At 63.4% G+C, this 23,622-nt stretch carries 20 protein-coding genes; 9 read left to right on the top strand and 11 right to left on the bottom strand.

Going from position 1 to position 23,622, the window contains the following annotated elements:
• Together NKH60_RS23760 and NKH60_RS23765 are read left to right on the top strand one after the other, a co-directional pair.
• Positions 1-1,704: OmpA family protein (locus NKH60_RS23760; protein ID WP_352836225.1), on the top strand; the 1,704-nt coding region annotated here is incomplete at its 5' end.
• A 239-nt stretch (positions 1,705-1,943) separates the two neighbouring features.
• Positions 1,944-2,459 carry a TIGR00645 family protein gene (locus NKH60_RS23765; protein WP_352450730.1) on the top strand — a complete coding sequence of 172 codons (516 nt, stop codon included), beginning with the start codon at positions 1,944-1,946 and terminating at the stop codon, positions 2,457-2,459.
• Between the two features lie 54 nt (positions 2,460-2,513).
• Here NKH60_RS23765 and NKH60_RS23770 read toward each other — a convergent pair whose 3' ends face one another.
• From NKH60_RS23770 to NKH60_RS23780, 3 genes are all read right to left on the bottom strand, one after another.
• Entirely contained in the window at positions 2,514-3,380 is an 867-nt protein-coding gene (locus NKH60_RS23770; RefSeq protein ID WP_352473967.1) for an SDR family oxidoreductase, read from the bottom strand.
• A 114-nt stretch (positions 3,381-3,494) separates the two neighbouring features.
• Positions 3,495-4,130 (bottom strand): helix-turn-helix transcriptional regulator, encoded by a 636-nt coding sequence (locus NKH60_RS23775; RefSeq protein WP_352473965.1) that lies wholly within the window; start codon positions 4,128-4,130, stop codon positions 3,495-3,497.
• 7 nt (positions 4,131-4,137) lie between these two features.
• A complete protein-coding gene (locus tag NKH60_RS23780; protein ID WP_352491489.1) occupies positions 4,138-5,007 on the bottom strand; it encodes a S1C family serine protease in 870 nt (289 codons plus the stop codon).
• 169 nt (positions 5,008-5,176) lie between these two features.
• On the opposite strand from NKH60_RS23780, the gene NKH60_RS23785 reads away from it, so the two are divergent.
• Positions 5,177-6,127 carry a S1C family serine protease gene (locus NKH60_RS23785; protein WP_352491490.1) on the top strand — a complete coding sequence of 317 codons (951 nt, stop codon included), beginning with the start codon at positions 5,177-5,179 and terminating at the stop codon, positions 6,125-6,127.
• Here NKH60_RS23785 and NKH60_RS23790 read toward each other — a convergent pair.
• On the bottom strand, positions 6,124-6,549 hold the full coding sequence (locus tag NKH60_RS23790) for a VOC family protein (RefSeq protein WP_352836222.1): 426 nt from the start codon (positions 6,547-6,549) through the stop codon (positions 6,124-6,126). The two genes, NKH60_RS23785 and NKH60_RS23790, sit on opposite strands and share 4 nt — an antisense overlap.
• Before the next feature lie 66 nt (positions 6,550-6,615).
• On the opposite strand from NKH60_RS23790, the gene NKH60_RS23795 reads away from it, so the two are divergent.
• Positions 6,616-7,242 carry a TetR/AcrR family transcriptional regulator gene (locus tag NKH60_RS23795; RefSeq protein WP_352683626.1) on the top strand — a complete coding sequence of 209 codons (627 nt, stop codon included), beginning with the start codon at positions 6,616-6,618 and terminating at the stop codon, positions 7,240-7,242.
• On the opposite strand, the gene NKH60_RS23800 is transcribed toward NKH60_RS23795, so the two are convergent.
• Positions 7,175-8,131 (bottom strand): LysR family transcriptional regulator, encoded by a 957-nt coding sequence (locus tag NKH60_RS23800; protein WP_352450726.1) that lies wholly within the window; start codon positions 8,129-8,131, stop codon positions 7,175-7,177. The two genes, NKH60_RS23795 and NKH60_RS23800, sit on opposite strands and share 68 nt — an antisense overlap.
• 110 nt (positions 8,132-8,241) lie before the next feature.
• Here NKH60_RS23800 and NKH60_RS23805 point away from each other — a divergent pair, with 110 nt between their 5' ends.
• The 3 genes from NKH60_RS23805 to NKH60_RS23815 all read left to right on the top strand — a co-directional run bounded on the left by NKH60_RS23805 (position 8,242) and on the right by NKH60_RS23815 (position 12,974).
• Entirely contained in the window at positions 8,242-8,886 is a 645-nt protein-coding gene (locus NKH60_RS23805; RefSeq protein ID WP_352491493.1) for an FMN-dependent NADH-azoreductase, read from the top strand.
• Positions 8,887-9,018: 132 nt separating this feature from the next.
• Entirely contained in the window at positions 9,019-10,401 is a 1,383-nt protein-coding gene (locus tag NKH60_RS23810; RefSeq protein WP_352836219.1) for a 3' terminal RNA ribose 2'-O-methyltransferase Hen1, read from the top strand.
• Positions 10,398-12,974: a polynucleotide kinase-phosphatase gene (locus NKH60_RS23815; protein WP_352836217.1), complete on the top strand. Its 2,577-nt coding sequence runs from the start codon at positions 10,398-10,400 to the stop codon at positions 12,972-12,974. Before NKH60_RS23810 ends, NKH60_RS23815 begins: the two co-directional genes overlap by 4 nt.
• A gap of 8 nt (positions 12,975-12,982) precedes the next feature.
• On the opposite strand, the gene NKH60_RS23820 is transcribed toward NKH60_RS23815, so the two are convergent.
• Together NKH60_RS23820 and NKH60_RS23825 are read right to left on the bottom strand one after the other, a co-directional pair.
• A complete protein-coding gene (locus NKH60_RS23820; protein WP_023719334.1) occupies positions 12,983-13,273 on the bottom strand; it encodes an HlyU family transcriptional regulator in 291 nt (96 codons plus the stop codon).
• A 112-nt stretch (positions 13,274-13,385) separates the two neighbouring features.
• Positions 13,386-14,069: a PadR family transcriptional regulator gene (locus tag NKH60_RS23825; RefSeq protein WP_352491496.1), complete on the bottom strand. Its 684-nt coding sequence runs from the start codon at positions 14,067-14,069 to the stop codon at positions 13,386-13,388.
• A gap of 270 nt (positions 14,070-14,339) precedes the next feature.
• On the opposite strand from NKH60_RS23825, the gene NKH60_RS23830 reads away from it, so the two are divergent.
• Positions 14,340-14,492 (top strand): DUF2798 domain-containing protein, encoded by a 153-nt coding sequence (locus tag NKH60_RS23830; protein ID WP_352772044.1) that lies wholly within the window; start codon positions 14,340-14,342, stop codon positions 14,490-14,492.
• A gap of 159 nt (positions 14,493-14,651) precedes the next feature.
• Here the strand turns inward: NKH60_RS23830 and NKH60_RS23835 are convergent, their stop codons facing one another.
• The 4 genes from NKH60_RS23835 to dnaG form a co-directional block, all read right to left on the bottom strand.
• Positions 14,652-15,032: a thiol-disulfide oxidoreductase DCC family protein gene (locus tag NKH60_RS23835; RefSeq protein ID WP_352836214.1), complete on the bottom strand. Its 381-nt coding sequence runs from the start codon at positions 15,030-15,032 to the stop codon at positions 14,652-14,654.
• A 210-nt stretch (positions 15,033-15,242) separates the two neighbouring features.
• Positions 15,243-15,536 (bottom strand): GYD domain-containing protein, encoded by a 294-nt coding sequence (locus NKH60_RS23840; protein ID WP_352450720.1) that lies wholly within the window; start codon positions 15,534-15,536, stop codon positions 15,243-15,245.
• 207 nt (positions 15,537-15,743) lie between these two features.
• Positions 15,744-17,765 (bottom strand): RNA polymerase sigma factor RpoD, encoded by a 2,022-nt coding sequence (gene rpoD, locus NKH60_RS23845; protein ID WP_023678297.1) that lies wholly within the window; start codon positions 17,763-17,765, stop codon positions 15,744-15,746.
• A 374-nt stretch (positions 17,766-18,139) separates the two neighbouring features.
• Positions 18,140-20,101: a DNA primase gene (gene dnaG, locus NKH60_RS23850; RefSeq protein WP_352772046.1), complete on the bottom strand. Its 1,962-nt coding sequence runs from the start codon at positions 20,099-20,101 to the stop codon at positions 18,140-18,142.
• A 282-nt stretch (positions 20,102-20,383) separates the two neighbouring features.
• Here dnaG and NKH60_RS23855 point away from each other — a divergent pair, with 282 nt between their 5' ends.
• A complete protein-coding gene (locus NKH60_RS23855) occupies positions 20,384-23,584 on the top strand; it encodes a putative Ig domain-containing protein (protein ID WP_352836209.1) in 3,201 nt (1,066 codons plus the stop codon).
• Positions 23,585-23,622 lie beyond the last annotated feature (38 nt).

Consider the following 23,622-nt stretch of genomic DNA (forward strand, 5'->3'; position numbering starts at 1 on the left):
AATCAGCAGCAGCAAACAGAATCCGCTCCGGCCGAGCAGATCGCTCCAGCCGAGTCCGAGCAACCCCGCAAGAAGCGGCGCAATCGGCAGCAGATCGAAGCGGCCCCATCGGAACAACCGGCCGAGCAGGCAGCGCCGGCAAACGACAACCAGCCCAACGTCAACCCGCGCAAGAAGAAGCAAAAACAGAACCAGCAGATCGAGGCTGCCCCGGCAGAACAGGCTCCGACTGTCGAGCCCGGACAAAAGCCGGGCAAGCGCAAGAAGCCTGCTGAATTGACCGGACCCGCCACGGAGGCGGAAGGCCAGCCGGCGCCGACCAATAAGGAAGCGACCCCACAGGCCCAACCGGCTCCGATCGAGCAGCAGGCCGCTCCCGTCCAGGGCGAACAGCCCCAGGACAAGATCAAGAAACGTGGCAAGAGGCCTGTCGGCGAACAGCCGGTGACAGGAGAGCAACAGCCCTCGACCGGCGAACAGCCTTCGACTGGCCAGGCCGCGCCGGTCCAGGGTGAAAATCCGGTCCAGGGTGAAGCCCAGGCCAATCCGAACGAGGCACCTGTTCTGGACAGCCAGAAGGATGTCTTGCGCAAGCGCAAGGGTGGCAAGGAGCGCGGCCAAAATGCCGGTAAGCAGCAGGGCAACCAGCCCGCCCAGCAGGGCGAGAACCAGGTGGAAGCCCCGAAGCCGGCTCCGGTCGATCAGGGGCCGCCACCCACCGACGACCGGGCAGCCCAGCGGGAGATCAAGCCTGAAAAGATCGTTCCGGTGACCGAGGAAAAAGGCAAGCGCGTCGAGCGTGCGCCGGACGTCGAGGATGTTCGTCGTCGTCCGCGCCCCCAGGGCGCCAACGTCGTCAGGGAATTCGGCGACCGCGTTATCCTCCAGTTCAACAACCAGACGTTCGTCGAAAGCAGCGATGCACCGCGCATGCACCGCGGCGCCAGGAATGTCTATTATGAGGACCTGTCGGGCGATCGCACCCGGGAAATAGTCGAGCGTGACAATGGTGTCCGGATCGTCACCATCCGCAACCGCTACGGCGACGTCATCCAGCGTTCACGCATCGCGCCCGACGGCCGCGAATATGTGCTGAGCTATGTCGACGAGCGGAACTATGACGACGATGCAGACTGGCGCGACCCGGGCGACGACCTGCCGCCGATGCGCCTTACCATCCCGCAAGAGGAATACATTCTGGATTCCGAAGAGGTCGAGGATCCGGACGACTACTACACCTTCCTCGAACGGCCGCCGGTCGAGAGGGTCCAGCGCCTCTATTCGATCGACGAGGTCAAGCGCTCGGCCCGCGTGCGCGACATCGCCCGCCGCATCGACCTCGACACGCTCAACTTCGAATTCGGTTCGGCCTCGATTTCCGACACCGAGGTCCAGAAGCTGGAGGGTGTTGCCAACGCCATGGACAAGCTGCTGAAGAAAAACCCGGCCGAGAGCTTCCTGATCGAGGGCCATACCGACGCTGTCGGCACACCGGAAGCGAACCTTGCTCTGTCCGACCGCCGCGCCGAGGCGGTCGCCGAAGCCTTGACCAACGCCTTTGGCATCCCGCCGGAGAACCTGACGACGCAGGGCTATGGCGAGGAGTATCTCAAGGTTAACACGTCGGGACCCAACCGCGAGAACCGCCGCGTCGCCATCCGCCGGATTACACCCCTGGTAGCGCCTGTGGCCAGCGCCCAATAAACCGCAATGTGAACCGCGCGATTTGATCAACCATTGAATCGCGCGGTCATCAATCTTGAAACGCGCGGTTACCCATCCCAGATTCTGGAAAGGGCGTTCCCTGCCCTGTCCCGACTCCAGCGGGACACCCGAGCCCCGCCGGTTCCCCTCCCCGGCGGGGTTTCGTTTTTTTGAAACCTTGCAAACCGCCGCAGCCTGCCCGAAATACGGCACTCCGATAACGGAGCCCGAATCGCCGCATGAAGCGCCTCGAACTCGCCATCGAATCGATCATTCTCGCCTCGCGCTGGCTGCTGGTCGCCTTCTATCTCGGACTGGGTGCGGCACTTGCCATCTATGCCGTGTCCTTCGGCAACAAGCTGTTCGAGTTCGTCTCCGTTGCCTTCACGCTCGATGACACCGACACCATCCTGAAAATACTCGGCCTCATCGATGCCGCGCTGGTCGCCTCACTGGTGGTGATGGTGATCATCTCGGGTTACGAAAACTTCGTCAGCCGCTTCGATGAAAATGACGGCAAGGTGCATTGGCTGGGCACGATCGATGTCGGCTCGCTGAAGGTCAAGGTCGCCTCGACAATCGTAGCGATCTCCTCGATCCACCTCTTGCAGGTGTTCCTGAACTCGGTCTCCTACACGACCGACCAGCTGATGTGGCTGACCATCATTCATCTGGCCTTCGTTCTGTCGGCACTGATGCTTGCCTATATCGACCGGCTGATGGGTCTTGGCAAAGCCAAGAAAGCCGAAGACTGAGCACACGTCTGTGCCGGTCTTTAAGAGATATGCCTGTCAGCTAGATACTTTCCGTCAGTAGATACCTTTGATTTTGGTATCCGTCCGGCCGAACACCTCGTCCGGCACAAAAAAGTCGCCGGCGAGCGGGCCTGTCGCACCCGGCGCATAGGCCGAGAAATCGCTGACGCCCTCAGCGCGCAGCACTTCTTCGTCAATGTAGAAATTGCCGGTCGCCTCACGCGACGGCCTGACCAGGATGGCGTATGCCGCATCGGCCATGATGTCGGGCGAACGGCTCATCGCCGCCACCGTCGCCCCGCCCAGGAGGTTACGCACCGCCGCCGTGTCGATGGTCGAGATCGGCCATAGCGAATTGACCGCAATGCCGTCCCTGGCGAACTCGGCGCTCATGCCCAGCGTGCACATCGACATGCCGAACTTTGCCATCGTGTAGGCGACATGGTTCTTGAACCACTTGGCCTTCATGTCGAGCGGCGGCGCCAGATTCAAGATGTGAGGATTTTCCGCCAACCTCAAGTGCGGAATGCACATTTTGGAGACGAGAAAAGTGCCGCGCGTGTTGATCTGGTGCATCAGATCGTAGCGCTTCATATCGGTCTCCAACGTGCCGGTGAGCTGGATGGCACTGGCGTTGTTGACGCAGATATCGACGCCGCCGAACCGCTCCACGGTCTTGGCGACCGCCTCGGCGACCTGTTCTTCATCCCGAATGTCGCACAGCGCCGGCAGCGCCTTGCCGCCGGCCTGCTCGATCTCGTGCGCCGCCGTGTAGATCGTCCCGGGCAGCTTCGGATGCGGCTCGGCGGTCTTGGCCGCGATCGTCACATTGGCGCCATCGCGCGCGGCGCGCAGCGCAATCGCCAGCCCGATGCCGCGCGACCCGCCGGAGATGAAAAGCGTCTTTCCCTTGAGCGACATCCTAGCGCCTTCCTGCAACATGAAAGACACGATCCTTGCGCGGCTGAGAACCGCCGCGCAAGGCCCAACACACCGCATGCGGGTTACGCTGCGTCGGCCTTGAGACAATCTGAACTAGACCAGCACCAGGCCCTGCCGCATGGCGATGGCAATCGCATCGGTGCGGTTGGCGGCACCGAGCTTCGTCAGGATCGCTGCGACATGGAACTTCGCCGTATGCACGGAGATGTTCAGCCGCCGCGCGATGACCTTGTTGGGGGCGCCCTCGGCCAGCAGCGCCAGCACCTCGCCTTCCCGCGGCGAAAGCGTCGGCCGGACGATATGCTCGTCAGTCGGTTCCTCTTCGAACCGGTCGCTGCCATGGAAGGTCAAATCGTGATGCAGATCGGATAGAGCATGACTGTCACGCGAAATCCGGTAGCCCGCAGCCGCGAGCCGCGCGGCGGCGGCGATCAGCAACTCGTCCGCTTGCACCGGCAGCACGGCAAATACTGTATCGGCCGGCCGTTCACGGGCCGCTCGCGACGATAGCAGCACGCGAGGCATAGCCGCGTCGACGAGCCCGCCTTGTAGCCCATGATCATCGACGATGGCGACATCCGCCGCCTCACGCCCGTCGACTTCGCCGGCCAGAACCGGCCGCAGATCATCGGTCGCGGCGAGAATGGCGGACAGACTTCGCGTGCGCTCGGCGTCACCGAGCGCGATCAGCACCGTCAGCCGTCTGCCAGCGACCTCACCGCTTACCATCTATCCCTCAGCTCAGTGGCTTTTCACCGATGGTCAGGGAAACCTCACGATTCTCGCCGCCGCGCACCACGCCGAGTGTCACCAAGGCACCGGCGCTGTCCGGCCCGAGCTTGCGGATCAGCTCGCGCGGGCCATGCACCGTCTCTGCGTTCCACGACACGATGATGTCGCCGAGACTGAGACCGGCTGATTTCGCCGGCCCGTTATCGTCGAGACTCATCACCATGGCGCCCTGTGTATCACCATTGCGGACCGGATGCAGGCCGGCGCCAAGATAGCCGCGCGCCACATGACCCTTCTCGCGCAGCGTCGTGACTGCCCGCTCGATCGTTTCGTAAGGCATGACCAGCGCCCGCCGGCGTGGCCCGAACAGCAGCATGCCGATCAGTCCGCCCTTGGCGTCGAGCACAGGGCCACCCTCGAAACGGCCGCCGGCATTGACGGCAAGGTTGATGCGCCGGTCGATCGTGCCACCGCGCATTGAACGCCAGGCCGGGCCGACCTCGCCGACCGTGCCGAAGGTAGCGAGCGAGGTGCCGTCGCTATTGCCCGCCACGACCACCAGGTTGCCCGGCCGCACCGCATCCGCCTTTACCAGTGACGGGGCGGCGGGCGCGCCGGCCGGTTTCAAAACGGCCGTGCCGGTGGACGGGTCGCGGCCGACCAGTTCCGCCTTGACGGCTTCGCCCGAAGAAAACGTCAGCTCGATCTCCTCGCCGGCCTCGACCGCCTCCTCGGCAGTGACGAAATAGCCGTCCCGCCAGTGGAAAGCAGTTGACGTCCGGTGGTGCGTCGCGAAGCTGGCCGTCGCTGGTGCCGCGGCTGCCGCGATGTCGGCAATGGCGTCGGAAAACGTGCTCAGATTGAAATCGCTCATGATTTGTCTCCTGGGTTCTTCGTGACCCAGATATCGCCCGGCAGGGCGTTGGCGGATACTCGCCTGACGGCTAGTTGGGCATTTGACTGGCCATCTGGTCAGGTCGCGGCCGGTCCGGCCGCTCCGCACATATAGGCATTGTTCATCTTGTTCCAAACGGAGCCTTCGGATGGCCCTGCCCGCCCAGCAATTGCAATATGACGATGCCCTTCTCGATGCCTATTCGGCGACGGTCGCCGATGCCGTCGACCGCATCGGGCCCGCTGTCTGCCGCATCGAGCGCATCGGTGGCCCCGGCGGCCATGGCTCCGGCTTCGTCATCGCGCAGGACGGGCTGGTCGTCACCAACTTCCACGTCGTCGGCGATGCGCGCAGCGTACGCGTGTCAATGCCGGACGGCGCCTCCAGGGAAGGCCGCGTGCTCGGCCGCGATCCCGACACCGACATTGCGCTGGTGCGCGCCGACGGCAACTTTGCGGACGTCGCGCCGCTTGGCGATTCCAAGCGATTGAGGCGCGGCCAGATTGCTATTGCTATCGGCAATCCGCTCGGCTTCGAATGGACCGTCACCGCTGGCGTCGTCTCGGCACTCGGCCGCTCGATGCGTGCCTCCACCGGCCGGCTGATCGACGACGTCATCCAGACCGACGCCGCGCTCAACCCCGGCAATTCTGGCGGACCGCTGGTGTCCTCGGCTGGCGAGGTGATCGGCGTTAACACCGCGATGATCCACGGTGCGCAAGGCATCGCCTTCGCGGTTGCCTCCAACACCGCCAATTTCGTCATCTCGGAAATCATCCGCTTCGGCCGTGTGCGCCGTGCCTTCATCGGCGTTTCCGCCGACACCACCAACCTGCCGCGCCGCGCAGCCCTTTTGTCGCAAGTATCGAGCAGCACGGCGGTGCGCCTGCGCACCGTCGAAAAGAACAGCCCGGCGGCCAAAGCCGGCCTCAGGGAAGGCGACATTATTGCCGCCATCGACGGCCGCCCGGTCACCGGCGTCGACGATCTGGTGCGCATGCTCGACGCCGAGCGCATCGGCCGCGAGACACTGTGCACGGTGGTGCGCCGCTCCGGCATTACTCAGGTCACCGTGATGCCGTTGGCGCGGGCGAGTTAGCGCGCCGCAGCACCCTGCGCATATTGCGCCATAAATTCTGGGCTCGGCGGGATCGGCCTGATCACGTCGATCAGCACGCCGTTGGGATCCCTGGTGATGAAATGACGCTGGCCGAAGGGTTCGTCGCGCAGCGTTCGCAGGATCGGCAGGCCAGCGGCGGTGATCCGCTCACAGATGGCATCCGGATCCCTGACCTCGAAATTGATCAGCAGGCCAGATGTGCGGCCCCGCCCTTCCTCCGGGATCGTCTCATGATCGCCCTGGACGATGCCGAGGTTGACGCGGCGATCTTCGGCTGAGCGCAGATGCACGTACCAGTAGGCCTCAAACAGCGGCTTGAAGCCGAAATGCGCAACATAAAAGGCTGCCGTGCCGGCAACGTCGCTCGTCATCAGCACCGGATAATAGCTCGTCGTCCTCATCTTTCCTTCTCCCGGCAAATAACATACAGTCTGCATGTAAATGGCAATAACATACAGGCTGCATGTATGCAACAAGGATCCGCTCGTCGCTCCAACCGTGATCGCACCGAGGCGACACGCGCTGAGCTCATCGCCGCGGCTCGCAAACTGTTCACCGAAAAGTCCTATGCCGAGACCGGCACACCCGAGATCGTCGCCGCTGCCGGCGTCACGCGCGGCGCGCTCTATCATCACTTTGCCGACAAGCAGGCGTTGTTTGCCGCTGTGGTCGAACAGGAGGCGCAAGCCGTCTCGGAAGAGATCGAACGCGCGTCGCCGCCTTCGCTATTTGCCCGCGATGCGCTGATTGCCGGCTCGGATGCCTATCTGGCTGCCATGCGTGCGCCCGGCCGTACGCGGCTCTTGCTGCTTGACGGCCCGGCCGTGCTCGGCCGCGCCGCCATGGATGCGATCGACAATCGCCATGGCAACCGTTCGCTGCGCGACGGCCTTGTTGCCGCGATGCGCTCGCACTCCATGACGAGACTGCCTGTGGAAGCACTGACCGCTTTGCTCGCAGCCGCCTTCGACCGCGCAGCGCTCGCAATCGAAACTGGAGCATCGATCGAGGACTATCGCGCCGTTCTCATGGCGCTGATCGACGGCCTGTCTCCGGCTCCTCCTCAGGTATCTCACCCGGTTCGAACTCGTTGAAACAGCCTAGCTGGCGCTTGAACTGGTCGATCAGCCAGGCGGCCGCCGGTTTCGGGCTGCGATCGGCGCGGTGCATGGCATAGAGCGGCGAGCGGACTTCGCTGTAAGGCTCGAGATCGAGTTCGACGAGCCGCCCGGTCGCCAGATCATCGGCGATGAGCCATCGCGGCAGCCCGCCCCAGCCCAGCCCCTCGCGCATCAGCACGTGCTTGGTGCGCACATCCGTCAGCCGCCAGGTGCGGTAGGCGAAGACGCCATAGTCACGCCCGCGCGTACGCTCGGACTGGTCCGAGACGACCAGTTGGATGTGTTCGCGGACATCCTCTAGCGCCACTGGTCTCGGCAGCAGCGCCAGAGGGTGATCAGGCGCTGCGGCTGGCACCAGGGAGAAGAAGCCGATGCGAAGCAGATTCACGTCCGTCTCACCCAGAAGCCCCCCGATGCCGAGATCGGCCTGTCCGCCGACAACATGATCGAGGATAAGGCCAAGCGAGCCGATATGCAGACGCAGCGTCACGGCCGGGAACTGCGCCTCGAATGCCTTTAGCACCCGAACCAGCACCGGCGACGGTAGCGTCACGTCGACCGACAGCGTCACTTCCGCCTCCAATCCCTGCCGGTATCCGTCGACACGCGAGCGGATGCGTTGCAGCACGCCGACCATGCGCCGCGCATCTTCCAGCGTCGCCTTGCCGACATCGGTCAGTTGCGGTTCACGCGTGCCCTCGCGCTCGAACAGCTTCAGCCCGAGCTGCGCTTCGAGGTTGGCGATGGCGTAGCTGATCACCGATTGCGCGCGATTCAATTTGCGCCCGGCGGCCGAGAAGCTGCCGGTCTCGGCCACCGCAACCAGGATCTGCAGTTGGTCAAGCGTCGGGTTCGGTTGCATCGTTCAATCCACATTTTAGATGGATAATATACAAAATATACCAGTTTTTCAAATGGGTCTGCGCACACATATCTGCCGGGAGATTTTGATCCAACCCTGGAGACCCCATTATGTCCATCCTTCTTGTCACATCGAGCCCGCGCGGCGCTGCCTCACACTCGACCCGTATTGCTACTGAATTCGCCGAAAAGCTTGTTGCCGCCGATCCGTCGAACACGCTTGTCGTGCGCGACCTCGTCGCCAATCCGTTGCCGCACATCGATGCCGATTATGCGACCGGCATCTACACGCCGGCCGAAGCGCGCACCTCGCGCCAGGCCGAAGTCGTTGGCGTCTCCGATGTCGTGCTGGATGAACTGTTCGCCGCCGATTCGGTGATTCTCGCCACCGGCTTCATCAACTTCAACATCTCCTCGACGCTGAAGTCCTGGGTCGATCACATTGCCCGTTCCGGCAAGAGCTTTGCCTATGGCGAGAACGGCCCCAAGGGCCTCGTCACCGGCAAGAAGGTCTACATCGTGCTGGCTTCGGGCGGCATCTATTCCGAAGGTGCGGCCGTGCAGTTCGATCACGCCATTCCCTACCTGCGCAGCGTGCTTGGCTTCCTCGGCATGACCGATCTCGAGGTCATCCGCATCGAAGGAGTCGGTATGGGCGCCGATGCGGTGGCAGCAGCGCTGGCCAAGGCCTCGACCAAGGTCGACGCCATTGTGGCCGCGACCGGTAATGCCGAGCGCGTCGCCACCGCGGCGTAAAGCGTCAGGATCGTCTGAATTGTACAAGGGCAGGCGCCCGGCGCCTGCCCTTGTTGTCGTTGGCGACAACCTATTGTGGTGGGCCACACAACCGCCATTGGTTATTCCGCTTGTCTGCGCTATCGGTCGCGGATGTTCCTTTCCGTTGCCACAACGCACCGTCCGGCCACCGATCTCGGCTTCTTGCTGCACAAGCATCCGGATCGCCTGCACGAGACCGACCTGTCTTTCGGCAAGGCGTGGCTGTTCTATCCCGAGGCAACCGAAGAGCGTTGCGAGGCTGCACTCCTGCTCGACGTCGACCCGGTGGGACTGGTGCGAGGCAAGGGCCAGTCAGAAGGCTTGCTAGACCAATTTGTGAACGACCGGCCTTACGCTGCATCATCCTTCCTGTCGGTGGCGCTGAACAAAATGCTGCGGACGGCGATGACCGGTATATCGAAGGAGCGCCAGGAACTAGCCGACAGCGAACTGCCGCTGGAAGCCGTGGTCACGCCACTGCCAACGCGCGGCGGTGAGGTTCTGGTTCGAAGTTTGTTCGAACCCTTGGGCTGGACAGTCGATCTGACGCCAATCGAAGGAATCGGGGGTGCTGCGGGCGAGCCCCGATACGGCCATCTGAAGCTGACCGGCACGGGCTGGCTCAGCGCCTTGTTGAACCACCTCTATGTGCTGATCCCGGTGATGGACGATGCCAAGCATTACTGGGTCGGCGAAGCAGAGATCGACAAGCTGCTGTCCAAAGGCGAAGGCTGGCTGGAAAACCATCCGGCCAAAGACCTGATCGTGCGCCGCTATCTGGGCAATCGCCGGGCTTTGGCCCGCATCGCCCTGGAGCGGCTGGCTCCCGAGACGGCTGGCGAGGCACAACCTGCCGAGCCGCGCGTTACGCCCGAGGAAGCGCTGGAGACGCCTATCCGGCTCAACGATCTGCGCATGGACGCAGTTGTCCACGCCATTCGGGCGACGCGAGGAACCACGGTTGCGGACCTGGGATGCGGTGAAGGCAAGCTGCTCGACAGGCTGGTGCGCGAGCGATGGATTCACAAGCTGTTCGGTCTGGATCCGGCGGCGCGCGAACTGGAATGGGCCGCAAAGCGTCTCAAGCTGAACGAATTAGGCGGGCCGCCCGAGGGCCGGGTCACGCTGCTGCATGGATCGCTGACCTACCGCGACAGCCGTTGGGCCGCAGCCGACGTCGCCGTTCTGGTCGAGGTCATCGAGCATCTCGACGAGGACAGGCTGCCCCTGGTCGAACGCATCGTTTTCGGTGAGACGGCGCCCAAATCCGTCATCGTGACCACTCCGAATGCGGACTACAACGCTCTGTTTCCAAGACTGGTCCCTGGCGCATTTCGCCATCCCGATCACCGTTTCGAATGGAGCCGGGCTCAGTTCCAAGCCTGGGCGGCCAAAATCGGCGAGATCTATGGCTATGCAGCCACCTTCAGCGGTATCGGAGCCGAGGACCCGACCCTCGGCGCCCCCACACAGATGGCGGTGTTCACCCGATGAGAGAACCTGATAAGACCAACCTCACCATTCCTGACTTCGCCCTCGTCGTGCTGATCGGCTCGACCGGATCGGGCAAGTCGACTTTCGCCACCAAGCATTTCCTGACGACCGAGATTATCTCCTCGGACCAGTGCCGGGCGCTGATCTCCGACGACGAAACCGACCAGGACGTCTCTGCGGATGCCTTCGATCTGGTTCGCGAAATAGCCGGCAAGCGGCTCAAACACCGCAGGCTGGCCGTCATCGATGCCACCAATGTGCGAGCCGCCGACCGCAAGCCCTGGATTGAGCTGGCGCGCAAGTGGCACGCTTTGCCCGTCGCCGTGGTCCTCGATCCAGGCGTCGAGGTGTGCGTCGCACGCAATGCGGTGCGAGCCGACCGGCAGTTCGGCGCCGGGGTCGCCCAGCGCATGACAACCGAGGTCCGCAAGGGTCTTGGGGGCCTCCAACGCGAGGGCTTCCGCCAAGTCTGGAAGCTTACCAGCGAGGCCAGCATCGACGCGGCCGAGGTGTCGCGACAGCCGCTGTGGACCGATAAGCGCGACGACCATGGCCCGTTCGATATCATTGGCGACATCCACGGCTGTTCGGATGAGCTTCATATCCTGCTCGCTCGACTGGGCTACAGCGTCGCCTGGTCTGAGCATCAGGGCGACCGAATGGTCACCGTGGTTCCACCAGAGGGCCGCAAGATCGTCTTTGTCGGCGACCTCGTCGATCGCGGCCCCAACTCGCCCGACGTGCTGCGCATTGCCATGAGCATGGTCGCGGCTGGAACGGCTTACTGTGTCCAGGGCAACCATGAACGCAAACTCAGCCGCTGGCTAGAAGGCCGCAAGGTCACTGTCGCTCACGGCCTCCAGCAGACTCTTGATCAGCTAAATGCACAGGACCGAGGCCTGCGCGAGGCGCTGCCGGCCTTTCTCGACGGCCTGCGCAGCCATGTCTGGCTCGATCGCGGAGGCCTCGCCGTCGCCCATGCCGGCCTCAAGGAAGGGATGATCGGACGCGGTTCCGGCGCTGTGCGCGAGTTCGCTCTGTACGGCGAGACCACAGGCGAGACCGACGAATTCGGGCTGCCCGTCCGTGCCGACTGGGCTGCGGCCTATCGTGGCAAGACGGCCATTATCTATGGACATACGCCCACGCTATCGGCCGAATGGGTCAACAACACCCTGTGCATCGACACCGGATGCGTATTCGGCGGCAAGCTGACGGCCTTGCGCTGGCCGGAACGCGAACTGGTCGAGGTGCCGGCAATCGAGACCTGGTCGGAGCCGATACGTCCGCTGGGCGGGTCCGGTCCCGGTAAATCGGCACAGGCCGACGCCGACGGCGTGCTCGATTATCAGGATGTCTCCGGTCGCCGTTGGATCGAGACCGGACTGAGGGGCCGGATTGTCGTGGCCGAGGAGAACGCGTCGGCAGCACTGGAGGTGATGAGCCGCTTCGCGCTCTCGCCGCAATGGCTGATCTATCTGCCGCCGACCATGTCGCCGTCCGAGACCAGCAGCCAGGACGGCTGGCTGGAACGTCCGGAGGATGCCTTCGCTTACTTCCGCGAGCGCGGCGTTGCGCAGATCGTGTGCGAGGAGAAGCACATGGGTTCGCGGGCAGTGATCGCGCTCTGCCGGAACGCGCAGGCGGCACGCAGCCGCTTCGGGGTCCCTGGCGACGAAACCGGCGCAATCTGGACCCGCACCGGACGCTCCTTTTTCAACGACAGTGCCATGACGGAGGGCCTGCTCGCCCGTCTCCGCGCCGAGGTCGACACGGCGGATCTGTGGAAGGAATTGAACAGCGACTGGCTGCTGCTGGACGCCGAGATAATGCCTTGGTCGGCCAAGGCCGGCAGTCTGATCGAAAGCCAGTATGCGCCTGTGGCCACATCCTCTGCCGCCGGTCTCAAGGCCAGCAGCGAGGCGCTGGCCCGTGCGATGGCGCGCGGCGTCGATGCAGCCGGCCTGAACGCACGCCTTGAAGACCGGGCCGTCCGCGCAGCCAAATACGCCACCGCCTGGGCGCCCTACGTATGGCCAGTTTCGGGCGTCGAGGACCTTAAGGCCGCGCCTTTCCACCTGCTGGCCAGCGAGGGACGTGTTTGGTTTGACCAGGACCATGTCTGGCACATGTCGCTCGCGGACCGTCTGGCTGCCCGTGGCGGCGTGGTCACGCCGACTCGATGGCGTATGGTTGACCTCGCCGACGGCAGCGCGTGTGCCGAGGCCGTCGCCTGGTGGGAAGCACTGACCGGCTCAGGCGGCGAAGGCATGGTGGTCAAACCACGCGACTTCGTCAGCCGTGGCGAGAAGGGGCTCATCCAGCCGGCGCTGAAGGTCCGCGGCCCGGAATATTTGCGCATCATCTATGGTCCCGAATATGATGCACCCGACAATCTCATCCGCCTCCGAGAACGCGGCCTGGCCGGCAAGCGCAGCCTGGCGTTCCGGGAGTTCGCGCTTGGCCACGAAGCGCTAACGCGATTTGTCGCCAAGCAGCCGCTACGCCGGGTTCACGAGTGTGTCTTCGCCGTGCTGGCGTTGGAAAGCGAGCCAATCGACCCAAGGCTGTAGTAGCCGATCTATCCGAAGATCTTTTCGCCTTGCTCGTCGACCAGCTGGATGCCCTTTTTGATCGAGATGTCGACAGCGTCATCAAGCCCGGCAAAGCGGTCGGCGCGGATGAATTTGTGCTCTTTCATCACGCCGTCGATCTCCTTCGAAACCACGCCGCAGGTCTGGTACTGGCCCTCCGCCTTGTAGGGCGTGGCGCTGATCAAAAATCCCTTGTGCTCGATCTGCTTTACAGGCGCCGCTGTCTTTGGCTCGGCGGCTTCGTTGCCTCCGCCGAAAAGACGCTTCAGAAAAGACATGGGGTATCCTCCAACGGCAATCATCCTGCACCACATAGCGCGACGCAGGATGATTTTCAGTACCGGTCCTTGGCTGGACCGGCAAGGGCCGCCTGCGGCCTGCCGTTAGAGGTCAGTCGCGCGTCAGCGCTTCCAGGGCTTCCGCGGCAGCTTCCAATATGCTGATTGCCTCGGCCTGCTTTGCTTCAGGCGCATCGACGATCTCGCCGAGCGCGGCGCGTAGCCGGTGGCGCACGGCGCGAAACTCGTCGCGCTTTTCCGAGCGGCCGCGGCCGCGCCGGCCACCGTCGCCGTCATCGTTCCAGCCGAACCAGTCGCGCGCCTTGGCCATCTTGCGGCCGAAGCGCTCGAGATGTTCGAGCACGTGGTCGATCATCTCGCGATTTTCGTTGAGGTGCGCCTGCCCAGCCTCGGTGATTGAAAACACCTTCTTGTTGCCTTCCGCCGCAGAAACGGCGTAGCCGGCCTCCTCCAGGAAGGTCAGCGTCGGATAGACCACGCCGGGGCTCGGGCTGTAGACGCCGCTGGTGCGCTCCTCCAGCGCCTTGATGATGTCGTAGCCGTGCCGCGGCGCCTCGGCCAGCAGTGACAGCGTGATCAGCTTGAGATCGCCGTCGGCCAGCATGCGGCCGGCGCGGAACATGTCGCCCGGCCCGCCGCGTCCGCCGCCTCTCATGCCATGCCCGAACGGGCCAAAGCCGCCGCCACGTCCGCCGAACTTGCCGGCCATATGCATGAAGACGCGCTCGGCGCGTTCGCCGAAACGATGATGGCTGAAATGATTGTCTTTGTGCATTGTCTGCTCCTTGAGTTATGTCTTACGATATATCTCAACTAAGTGCCCGCCACGGCCGAGTCAAGATATATCTTACGATGTATCTGAAAATGGCACCAGCAGGATTGATCTCGCCAGCGAGGGCAGCTAGATGGTGCATGAGGGCCGAAGGCCGCTCCGTAAGCGTCTGACGTGAAGCAACGCATCCACCCCGGTCGTTCCGAGCAGTTACGCCGACAATACCGGCGAATGGGTGCAAGGCGACGAACCGGATGCTTCAGGGAAATCCAAATGACCATGAAAACCCCGCGCAGCAGGCTGCCTGTGCGCTATGCCGCCGTGCTCGGCCCGCTGGTGCTGTCGTTGCTGACGACGTTCATCGTGTCGTTCATCTCGACACTGAAAAGCCTTGGCTTCCAGCCCGACATGTGGCCACTTGGCTGACGGCTTGAGGCCTGTCCTGGCTGGCCGACGCTGCTGCTGGTGCTGCCGGCGGTGCGCCGCATCGTTGGCTGGCTTTGCGAGCCCGTGGCTCGATAGCAGGGCACGCGAAAGGCCCGGAAACAATCTCCGGACGTTTCGGTGCGGAGCGAATAATACCCGTTACCAGCGGCCTTTGCGCCGGTTCCAGGCATAGAGCAGATCGGCAAAGCGATCATAGCCATAGCGCGTCAACGGCAGTGCGCCGGGATTGCCGAACAGCGTTGCGAGCCAGGCTTCGCCGGGCGTCGTGCGCCATACAGCAATGGCAACATCGGCGCCGACCAGCAATTTGCCGTCGGCGTCGATCGCATGCAGCCGGCGCCGGATGTCCTCCAGGCCGATGCCGTACCCGGCCAGCGCCGCCGGTTCGGCATTGATGTCGCGAAATTCGATCCGCCCGGCCTTGACCGCCCCGATCAGCCGCCGCTTCTGCCGGCGGATGCCGGTATCGCAGACCGGACAGCGCGTATTGTACCAGACAGTCAGCAGAGGCTTGCTCATGTTTCGAAACGGCACCAGAGGACACGCACGGATTATCCGAGAAATGCCGTTGCGCCGCAACGTGACACGATACCGGCGGAATGGCCGGCTTCGCTGATCCAGGTCGCCCAAAGGGTATGCAGCGGTTTTACGATAACGACATGCATAAAAAGAAGAGCCTAAAGCGCGTCGCAAAGGCCGTTCAGCGCGACGCGCTTCAGGCGCCGCGGCTCAGCCGAGCGAGGTGATGATCTCGCGATAGGCATCCTCCGGGAAAGCCTTGAGCGTCCGAGTCCTGACGTTGCCAGCCGTCGCCAGCATTAACGAGAAACGAGCCAGGACGGCATCATCGGGCGCTTCGAGCACGGCCACCATGTCGCAATCCCCCATGGTGAGATAAAATGCCTTAAAGGACCCGCCCATGTCTCCCAGCAGCTTCTTGGCGGCATCGAGCCGCTTCGGCGATTCGCGCACGTTTTTGGCGCCTTGCTCCGTCCAGTTGATCAGCACGATGTAAGTTGTCATGGCACACCTCCCTCCGGTGCCACGGAGCACGGCGTCCAACTGCCGGGGCGGGCATCCGGGTTTGTCGCCCAGAGAATGCGTCCGTCGCGGAATTATCCTCTCGTAGGGCGCGACCCGCAAGAGCGGCGCGTCCAATCGTGATCGCCTGTGTCCAAACGGAAAAGGGCGCCACCGGCGCCCTTTAAACTGCTTATCCGTCACCCGGCCTCAGCTGTCGAGGAAGCTTCTGAGCTTGCGCGACCGGCTCGGGTGCTTGAGCTTGCGCAGCGCCTTGGCTTCGATCTGGCGGATGCGCTCGCGGGTGACCGAGAACTGCTGGCCGACCTCTTCAAGCGTGTGGTCGGTGTTCATGCCGATGCCGAAGCGCATTCTGAGCACGCGCTCTTCGCGCGGCGTCAGCGAGGCCAGCACGCGCGTCGTCGTCTCGCGCAAATTGGCCTGGATCGCCGCGTCGATCGGCAGAATCGCCATCTTGTCCTCGATGAAGTCGCCCAGATGCGAATCCTCCTCGTCGCCGACCGGCGTTTCGAGCGAGATCGGCTCCTTGGCGATCTTCAGCACCTTGCGCACTTTTTCCAGCGGCATGGCGAGCTTTTCCGCCAGTTCTTCCGGCGTCGGCTCACGGCCGATCTCATGCAGCATCTGGCGCGAGGTGCGCACGATCTTGTTGATCGTTTCGATCATGTGCACCGGAATGCGGATGGTGCGCGCCTGGTCGGCGATCGAACGGGTGATCGCCTGCCGGATCCACCACGTCGCGTAGGTCGAGAACTTGTAGCCGCGGCGGTATTCGAATTTGTCGACCGCCTTCATCAGGCCGATATTGCCTTCCTGGATCAGGTCGAGGAACTGCAGGCCGCGATTGGTATATTTCTTGGCGATGGAGATGACGAGGCGCAGATTGGCCTCGACCATTTCCTTCTTGGCGATCGCGGCTTCGCGCTCGCCCTTCTGCACCTGGTTGACGATCTTGCGAAATTCCTGGATCGAAATCGCCGTCTCGGTGGCGAGGTTCTGGATCTCGGCGCGCAGGTCGCGGATGGCGTCCTTCTCGTTCTTGGTGAATTCCTTCCAGCCGCGCGAGGTTAGATTGCCGATCGAGCGCGTCCAGTTGGGATCGAGCTCCGAGCCCTGATATTCCTTGAGGAATTCCTCGCGGCGCACGCCATAGCTTTCGGCCAGCCTGAGCAGCTTGCCTTCGTTCTGCACCAGGCGCTTGTTGATGTCGTAGAGCTGCTCGACCAGTGCCTCGATGCGCGCCGTGTTCAAGGACAGCGACTTCACCGCCTTGATCAGCTGGTCCTTCAATTCCTTCAGCCGGCGGTCCTGGCTGGGCGACAGCGTGCCCGCGGCAGCCAGCCGGTTCTCGACCTGCTGGTCCTGCAGCTTGCGCAGTTTCTTGTAGGTGTCGGCAATGACGTCGAGCGTCTCCATCACCTGCGGGCGCAGTTCCGCTTCCATGGCCGCCAGCGACAGGCTCGCCTCGTCATCGTCTTCCTCGTCGTCGTCCACCAGGCCACGCGTGTCGCCGCCGACATTGGTGATGTCGTCCTCGTCCTCGCGCGAACGGCGCGACTTTTCCTCGGTCTTGGCTTCCTCGATACGCTCGACAACCGGCGCCTGCTTGGCCTCCGGCCCGGCATAGGTCGCTTCAAGGTCGATGATCTCGCGCAGCAGGATCTTCGATTCGTTGAGCTCGTCACGCCAGATGATGATGGCCTGGAAAGTCAGCGGGCTTTCGCACAGGCCCGCGATCATCGTCTCGCGGCCGGCCTCGATGCGCTTGGCGATCGCGATTTCGCCCTCGCGCGACAGAAGCTCGACTGAGCCCATCTCGCGCAGATACATGCGGACCGGATCGTCGGTGCGGTCGGTCGGCTCTTTCTTGGTCGTGGTGGCGGCGACGGCGGTGCCGGTCTGCTCGGCCAGCTCGTTGGCGTCTTCCTCGGCGTCAGCGGCGGTGTCGGCGGCTTCGGGCTCCTCGCCCTGCTCGTCGTCCTCGACCACGTTGATGCCCATGTCGGAAAGCATGGCCATCGTGTCCTCGATCTGCTCGGAGGTCACTTCCTCCGAGGGCAGCACCGAATTCAGCTCGTCCATGGTGACATAACCGCGCTTCTTGGCGGCCTTGATCATCTTCTTGACAGCATCGTCGGAAAGGTCGAGCAGAGGGCCATCGGTCGCGGCCTCGCGTTCGGTCTCGACTTCTTCCTTTTCTTTTGTCGCCATAGTCTTTATTTTCTCCAAGCGGCTGAGTATCAAAGCCGCGTAAGCTGCCGGTCCGGTCAAATTGGATGCGCTCTTTCCAGAACGCGCTTTACCGGGCCAGTAACTGCATCTCTCGTTAAGTCCAGATTAACCCTGATATCTGTGGCAAGCTGACTGCCTGTCCAGTGATCAGTACCTTACATCGCTGCATTCCCGTCGATGCCGGGGCGGGTTAACGTTTCGAATCGACCTGATTCCGCCATTCTGCCGGAAGGTCAAGCGCCTCTCGCATGATTCGCATGAAAAAAGCGAATCAATTACCCGACTTAGAGCACCGCACGCTTGATTCAACGCGCAAGCACGTCCTTACATTTCAGTCTTCTGGAGGCTTCAATCTAAACGCGCCCAGCTCTGCCCGACGATACGCCAAACCCTTCGATCAGCGCTTCCGTTGCCTGCACATCACGAAATTGCGCCTGGATTTCGACCAGGTGCCGGTAATTTTCGTCCGTGGGATCGCTGGCGAGCGCTGCTTCCGCCTGCTTCAGCTCCTTATGTAAGGTGCGCGCGCTGCGCTGCAAGTGGAGAGCTTGGCTGAACGCATCGCGAGCATCGTCGAGCGCTGCCGTTTCCAGCGCCGGCCATTGCCGCGCACGCTTGATCAGCGCCACCGCGCGCTGCCAGATCTCACCGCAGCCGGCCCGCTCGATCGTCGCGATTACAGCCTCGCGGTTGTTGGCCATATCGTGCGCCATGGCGTCGAGGATGGCCGCATGCAGCCGCTTCAGATCGGAATTGGCGAGATCGAGGAACTCGACATGGGCGAAATTCTCGTCGATCAGCACGGGATGGTTGACGAGGGCCGCAATGATCGTCGCCTCGCGCACCGACATGCCCTCGCCGCCGCGTTTGACCAGCGCCGAGCGGCCGAGGCTTTCGGTGATCGCGGTGCGCCCACCGGCATTGCCGCCACGTGCAAACTGTCCGCCGGGTGCTGAGACCCTGCCCGGGAAGCGCTCACCGGGCCGTCCGTCCTGACGTCCCTGGCGTCCGCGCTGGGCACCGAAGAAGCTCTGCACGCGCTCGCGCATTTCCTGTTGGTAGTGATAACGAAGGCTCTCGTCGCGGATGCGGCTGGTCAGTTCGCGTAGCGTCTTTTCGAGCTCCGCCCGCCGTTCCGGCGTGTCGAAGATGCCGCCGGCGGTCTCGCGCATCCACAAGAGGTCGGCCAGCGGCCGTGCCTCGGAAAGCACGGCGCGGAACGCATCCGGCCCGTCACCCTTGACCAGATCGTCGGGATCCTTGCCCTCCGGCAGCAGGGCGAATCGCACGGAGCGGCCTGCCTGGACCGCCGGCAGCGCCATGTCGGCGGCGCGCCACGCTGCCTTCAACCCGGCCTGGTCGCCGTCGAAGCACAGCACCGGCTCGCCAGCCATGCGCCATAGAAGTTCGAGCTGGTTTTCAGTCAACGCGGTGCCGAGCGGCGCCACCACGTTTTCGAAGCCGGCCTGCGCCAGCGCGATCACATCCATGTAGCCCTCTACGGCAATGACCGTGCCGCCCTTGGCCAGCGCCCCCTTTCCGAGCGCTTGGCGCGCACGGGCGAAATTGTAGAGCACGTTGCCTTTGTGGAAGAGCTCCGTATCGGGCGAGTTCATGTATTTGGCCGGCGCATCCGGCGCCAGTGCCCGCCCGCCGAAGGCGATGATCTTGCCCCTGGAATCCGGGATCGGGAACATGATGCGGTCGCGGAACCAATCGTAGGAAACCGGGACGTCGTCGCCATGGCGCACCAGCCCGCACGCCTCGATGTCGGCCTTGGGGACACCCTTGGCGGCAAGATGCTCCTTCAGCGCATTGCGGCTGTCGGGGGCATAGCCGAGGCGGAAAGACTGCTGCGTCGCCGGTGTCAGCCCCCGGTCGCGCAGATAGGCGCGGGCCTTTGCCCCTTCCGGTCCCTGCAGCCGTTCCTGGAAGAACGCCGTCGCCATCTCCATGACGTCAGTCAGGCTGGCGCGTTCCTTTTCGCGCCGCTCCTCCTGGGCATCGCGAACCGGCATCGGCACGCCGGCCATGTCGGCGATCTTCTCGACCGCTTCAGGAAAGCTCATCCCGTCAAGTTCGGTCAGGAACTTGAAATGGTCGCCCGAAACCGAGCAGCCGAAGCAATGGTAGCGGCCCTTCTTGTCCTCGCAGTGGAAGGACGGGCTCTTCTCGCCATGGAAGGGACAGCACGCCCAATAGTCGCCGCGCGGCGCGTTAGTCTTCTTCCTGTCCCACGCGACGCGCTGGCCGATCACCGAAGAAATCGGCACGCGGTCGCGGATCTCGTCGAGGAAAGCAGGCGGAAAGCGCATGGGGGACAGCTCGTTTGGCCTCCATATAATCACGCCGGCGAAGCCCGACGACTCCTAATGCGGAACCATACCCGGTTTTCACAGGGCCAAGGGGTCCAGGCGCCTGACGTTGCGTGGCTGCCACACCGCGGCGGGAATAGTCTCAAGCTTACCTGACCCGTGGCTTCAAGATTGACTTTGCATGAACTCGCCAATCTAGATGATCATAAGCAAAGGCGACTCGTCCGGAATTCAGCGCCCGTAGAGAGCAGGCCCGCCGGTCGGGGGATTTTGGGGGACGGGGTGACCGTAGCTCTGGATGCGCATGTCACCATGCGGCTGCGGCGTTTGCCGTTGTCCGCACTTTCCTTTCTGTTGTCGTCGATTTTTCTGCTTTTGTTCGCAACGCTGAGGCGCGCCCTCGCCGCCATTCTCGTGCTCGTGCTCGTGCCGACCGCGGCGTTCGCGCTGCCGACGGTGACCATCAACCAGGCAGCGGGCCAGAGCGATCCGGCGGGTTCGTCACCAATTCGGTTCGACGTGGTCTTCAGCGAGCCGGTGACCGGCTTCAATGGCAGCGACGTCGATCTTTCCGGCACCGCCGGCGCCACCACCGCGTCCGTTACCGGCTCCGGCAGCTCCTACAGCGTTTTGGTCAGCGGCATGACGGGTTCAGGTTCCGTCGTGGCCACAATACCGGCCGGCGTGGCAACCAACGCCAGCGTTGATCCGAACGAGCCCTCGACCAGCACCGACAATACCGTCACCTACAATCTGCCGCCGCCACCGCCGCTGACAGTGACCATCAACCAGGCTGCCGGCCAGAGCGATCCGACCGGTTCCTCACCAATTCGGTTCGACGTGGTCTTCAGCGAGCCGGTGACCGGCTTCAATGGCAGCGACGTCGATCTTTCCGGCACCGCCGGCGCCACCACCGCGTCCGTTACCGGCTCCGGCAGCTCCTACAGCGTTGTGGTCAGCGGCATGACGGGTTCGGGGTCCGTCGTGGCCACAATACCGGCCGGCGTGGCGACCAACGCCGCCGTCGATCCGAACGAGCCCTCGACCAGCACCGACAATACCGTCACCTACAATCTGCCGCCACCGCCGCTGACAGTGACCATCAACCAGGCTGCCGGCCAGAGCGATCCGACCGGTTCGTCGCCAATCCTCTTCGACGTGGTCTTCAGCGAGCCGGTGACCGGCTTCAGCGGCAGCGACGTTGTGCTTTCCGGCACCGCCGGCGCCACCATCGCTGTCGTCACCGGCTCCGGCAGCACTTTCAGCGTCGCGGTCAGCAGCATGACGGGTTCAGGGTCCGTCGTGGCCACAATACCGGCCGGCGTGGCAACCAATGCCGCCGTCGATGCGAACGAAGCCTCGACCAGCACCGACAACACGGTCACCTTTACACCGCCCGTGATCACGGTCTCGCCGCCGTCATTGCCCAGTCCGGTCTACAACCAGGCCTATTCGCAGCAGCTGACGGCCAGCGGCGGTATGACGCCCTACACTTTCGCGCTGACGTCCGGAACCCTCCCGTCGGGCATCAGCTTCGACGCGGCCGGTCTGCTCTCCGGAATCCCGACTAATACCGGCACGTTCAACCTGGTCGTGGCGGCAACCGACGCAAACGGTTTCATCGGTTCGAAATCCTACACGCTGATCATTGCCGAGCCGACCGTCGAGCTGACGCCGGCATCCTTGCCAAACCCCGTATACAACCGGGCCTATTCGCAACAGCTTGCGGCCAGCGGCGGCGCGGTGCCTTATACTTTCGCGCTGACGTCCGGAACCCTCCCGTCGGGCATCAGCTTCGACGCGACCGGTCTGCTCTCCGGTACCCCGACCAATACCGGCACATTCGACTTCACCGCAGTTGCAACCGATCAGAATGGGAAATCCGGTTCCAAGGCCTATTCGGTGACCATCGACAAGCTTGGCACCACCACCTTGGTCGTTTCCAGCCTCAATCCTTCCAATCAGGGCGATCAGGTCACTTTCACGGCAACGGTTTCGGCTCCCGGCAACCCGCCGCCGGCCGGAACGGTCACCTTCAGTGTCGACGGCTCGCCCGCCGCTACGGTCGCGCTCGCCGGCGGTACCGCCGCCCTGACGACGTCCGCCCTCCCGGTCGGCACCCGTCAGGTCGTCGCGACCTACAATGGCGACGCGAACAACGCGACAAGCACCTCCAGCGCGCTCGCCCAGGAAGTCCACGCCCTGGGCTCCATCACCATCCGCCAGACCACCGACAGCGGCGACGGCTCCTTCGGCTTCTCCTCGCCGGCGCCCGGCCTCAACTTCACCATCGCCACCAGCAGCGGCTCCGGCGACGGACCGGCCGTTTCGCTGCCGACCGGCTCCTACAGCATCACCGCCGCCGACATGACCGCCGCCGGCTTCGCCTTGACCTCGATCAGTTGCAACGATGGCGATTCCGTCGGCAATGTGGCGAACCGCACGGCTGTGATCAACATGGCGCCCGGCGAAAGCGTCGTCTGCACGTTCGCCAGCACCAATTCACGCGAAAATACCACGGCGCTCATCAAGGAATTCATGGAGACACGCGCCAGCCTCATCCTGGAGAACCAGCCCGACATCCAGCGCCGCATCGACCGGCTCGACGGCGTCGCCGGCGGCGGCAGCCCAGTGGCCACCCTGCTCGCGTACCTGCCCGGCATGGCCGACACCAACTCGGTCAATGTCAGCGCAAGCCTTGCCTCCATGCGGCGGCTTGGCGGGGAAGATGCCAACAGCCTGTTCGACATCTGGTTCGAAGGCACTTACAGCCGCTTCGACATCAATGACCAAGACGGCAAATTCGCCCTCGCAACCTTCGGCGCCGACTATCTGGTCAGCCGCAATCTGCTTGTTGGCGCCTTCGTCCAGATCGATCGTACCGACGGCTTCACCGGCAGCGGCGGCGGAACCGCCGAGGGCACCGGCTGGATCGCCGGGCCTTATTTGACCGCTCGGCTGACGGACAATCTGTATTTCGATTTGCTCGCCGGAGCTGGAACATCCTCGAACAGCGTCAGCCCCATGGATACCTACACCGACGGCTTCGACGCCAGCCGTTGGCTGGTCAGCGCCACGCTGCAAGGGGAATGGCAATATGACGCCTGGACCTTCTCGCCGCGGGCGCGCTTCTCCTATTTCGAGGAAAAATCGGGAGCCTATGTCGACGGCCTGAACGTCCCCATTCCCTCCGTCACCGCCGGCCTCGGCCAGATCGCCTTCGGCCCCGGCGTTTCCTATCGCCATGTCACGGATGACGACGTTACCTTCGACTTTAACCTGCGGCTCGACGGCGTCTTCGACATAAGCGACACAGCGACCGAAAGCGGCGCCGACAATTTCCATGGCCGCGTCGGAGCCGGCGTCGATACCCGCATGCCGGGCGGCATGCGTCTCGGCCTCTCCACCAGCTATGGCGGCATCGGCTCCGATTCGGCGAAGTATTTCAGCGGAACCGTGAAACTTTCGGCCGCGCTGAATTAGGATCAAGATGGACCAATGAAAAAAGGCGGCCTTGGCGG

Origin of the sequence: Mesorhizobium sp. M1006, from assembly GCF_040318825.1 — a bacterium.
Taxonomy (GTDB): domain Bacteria; phylum Pseudomonadota; class Alphaproteobacteria; order Rhizobiales; family Rhizobiaceae; genus Mesorhizobium.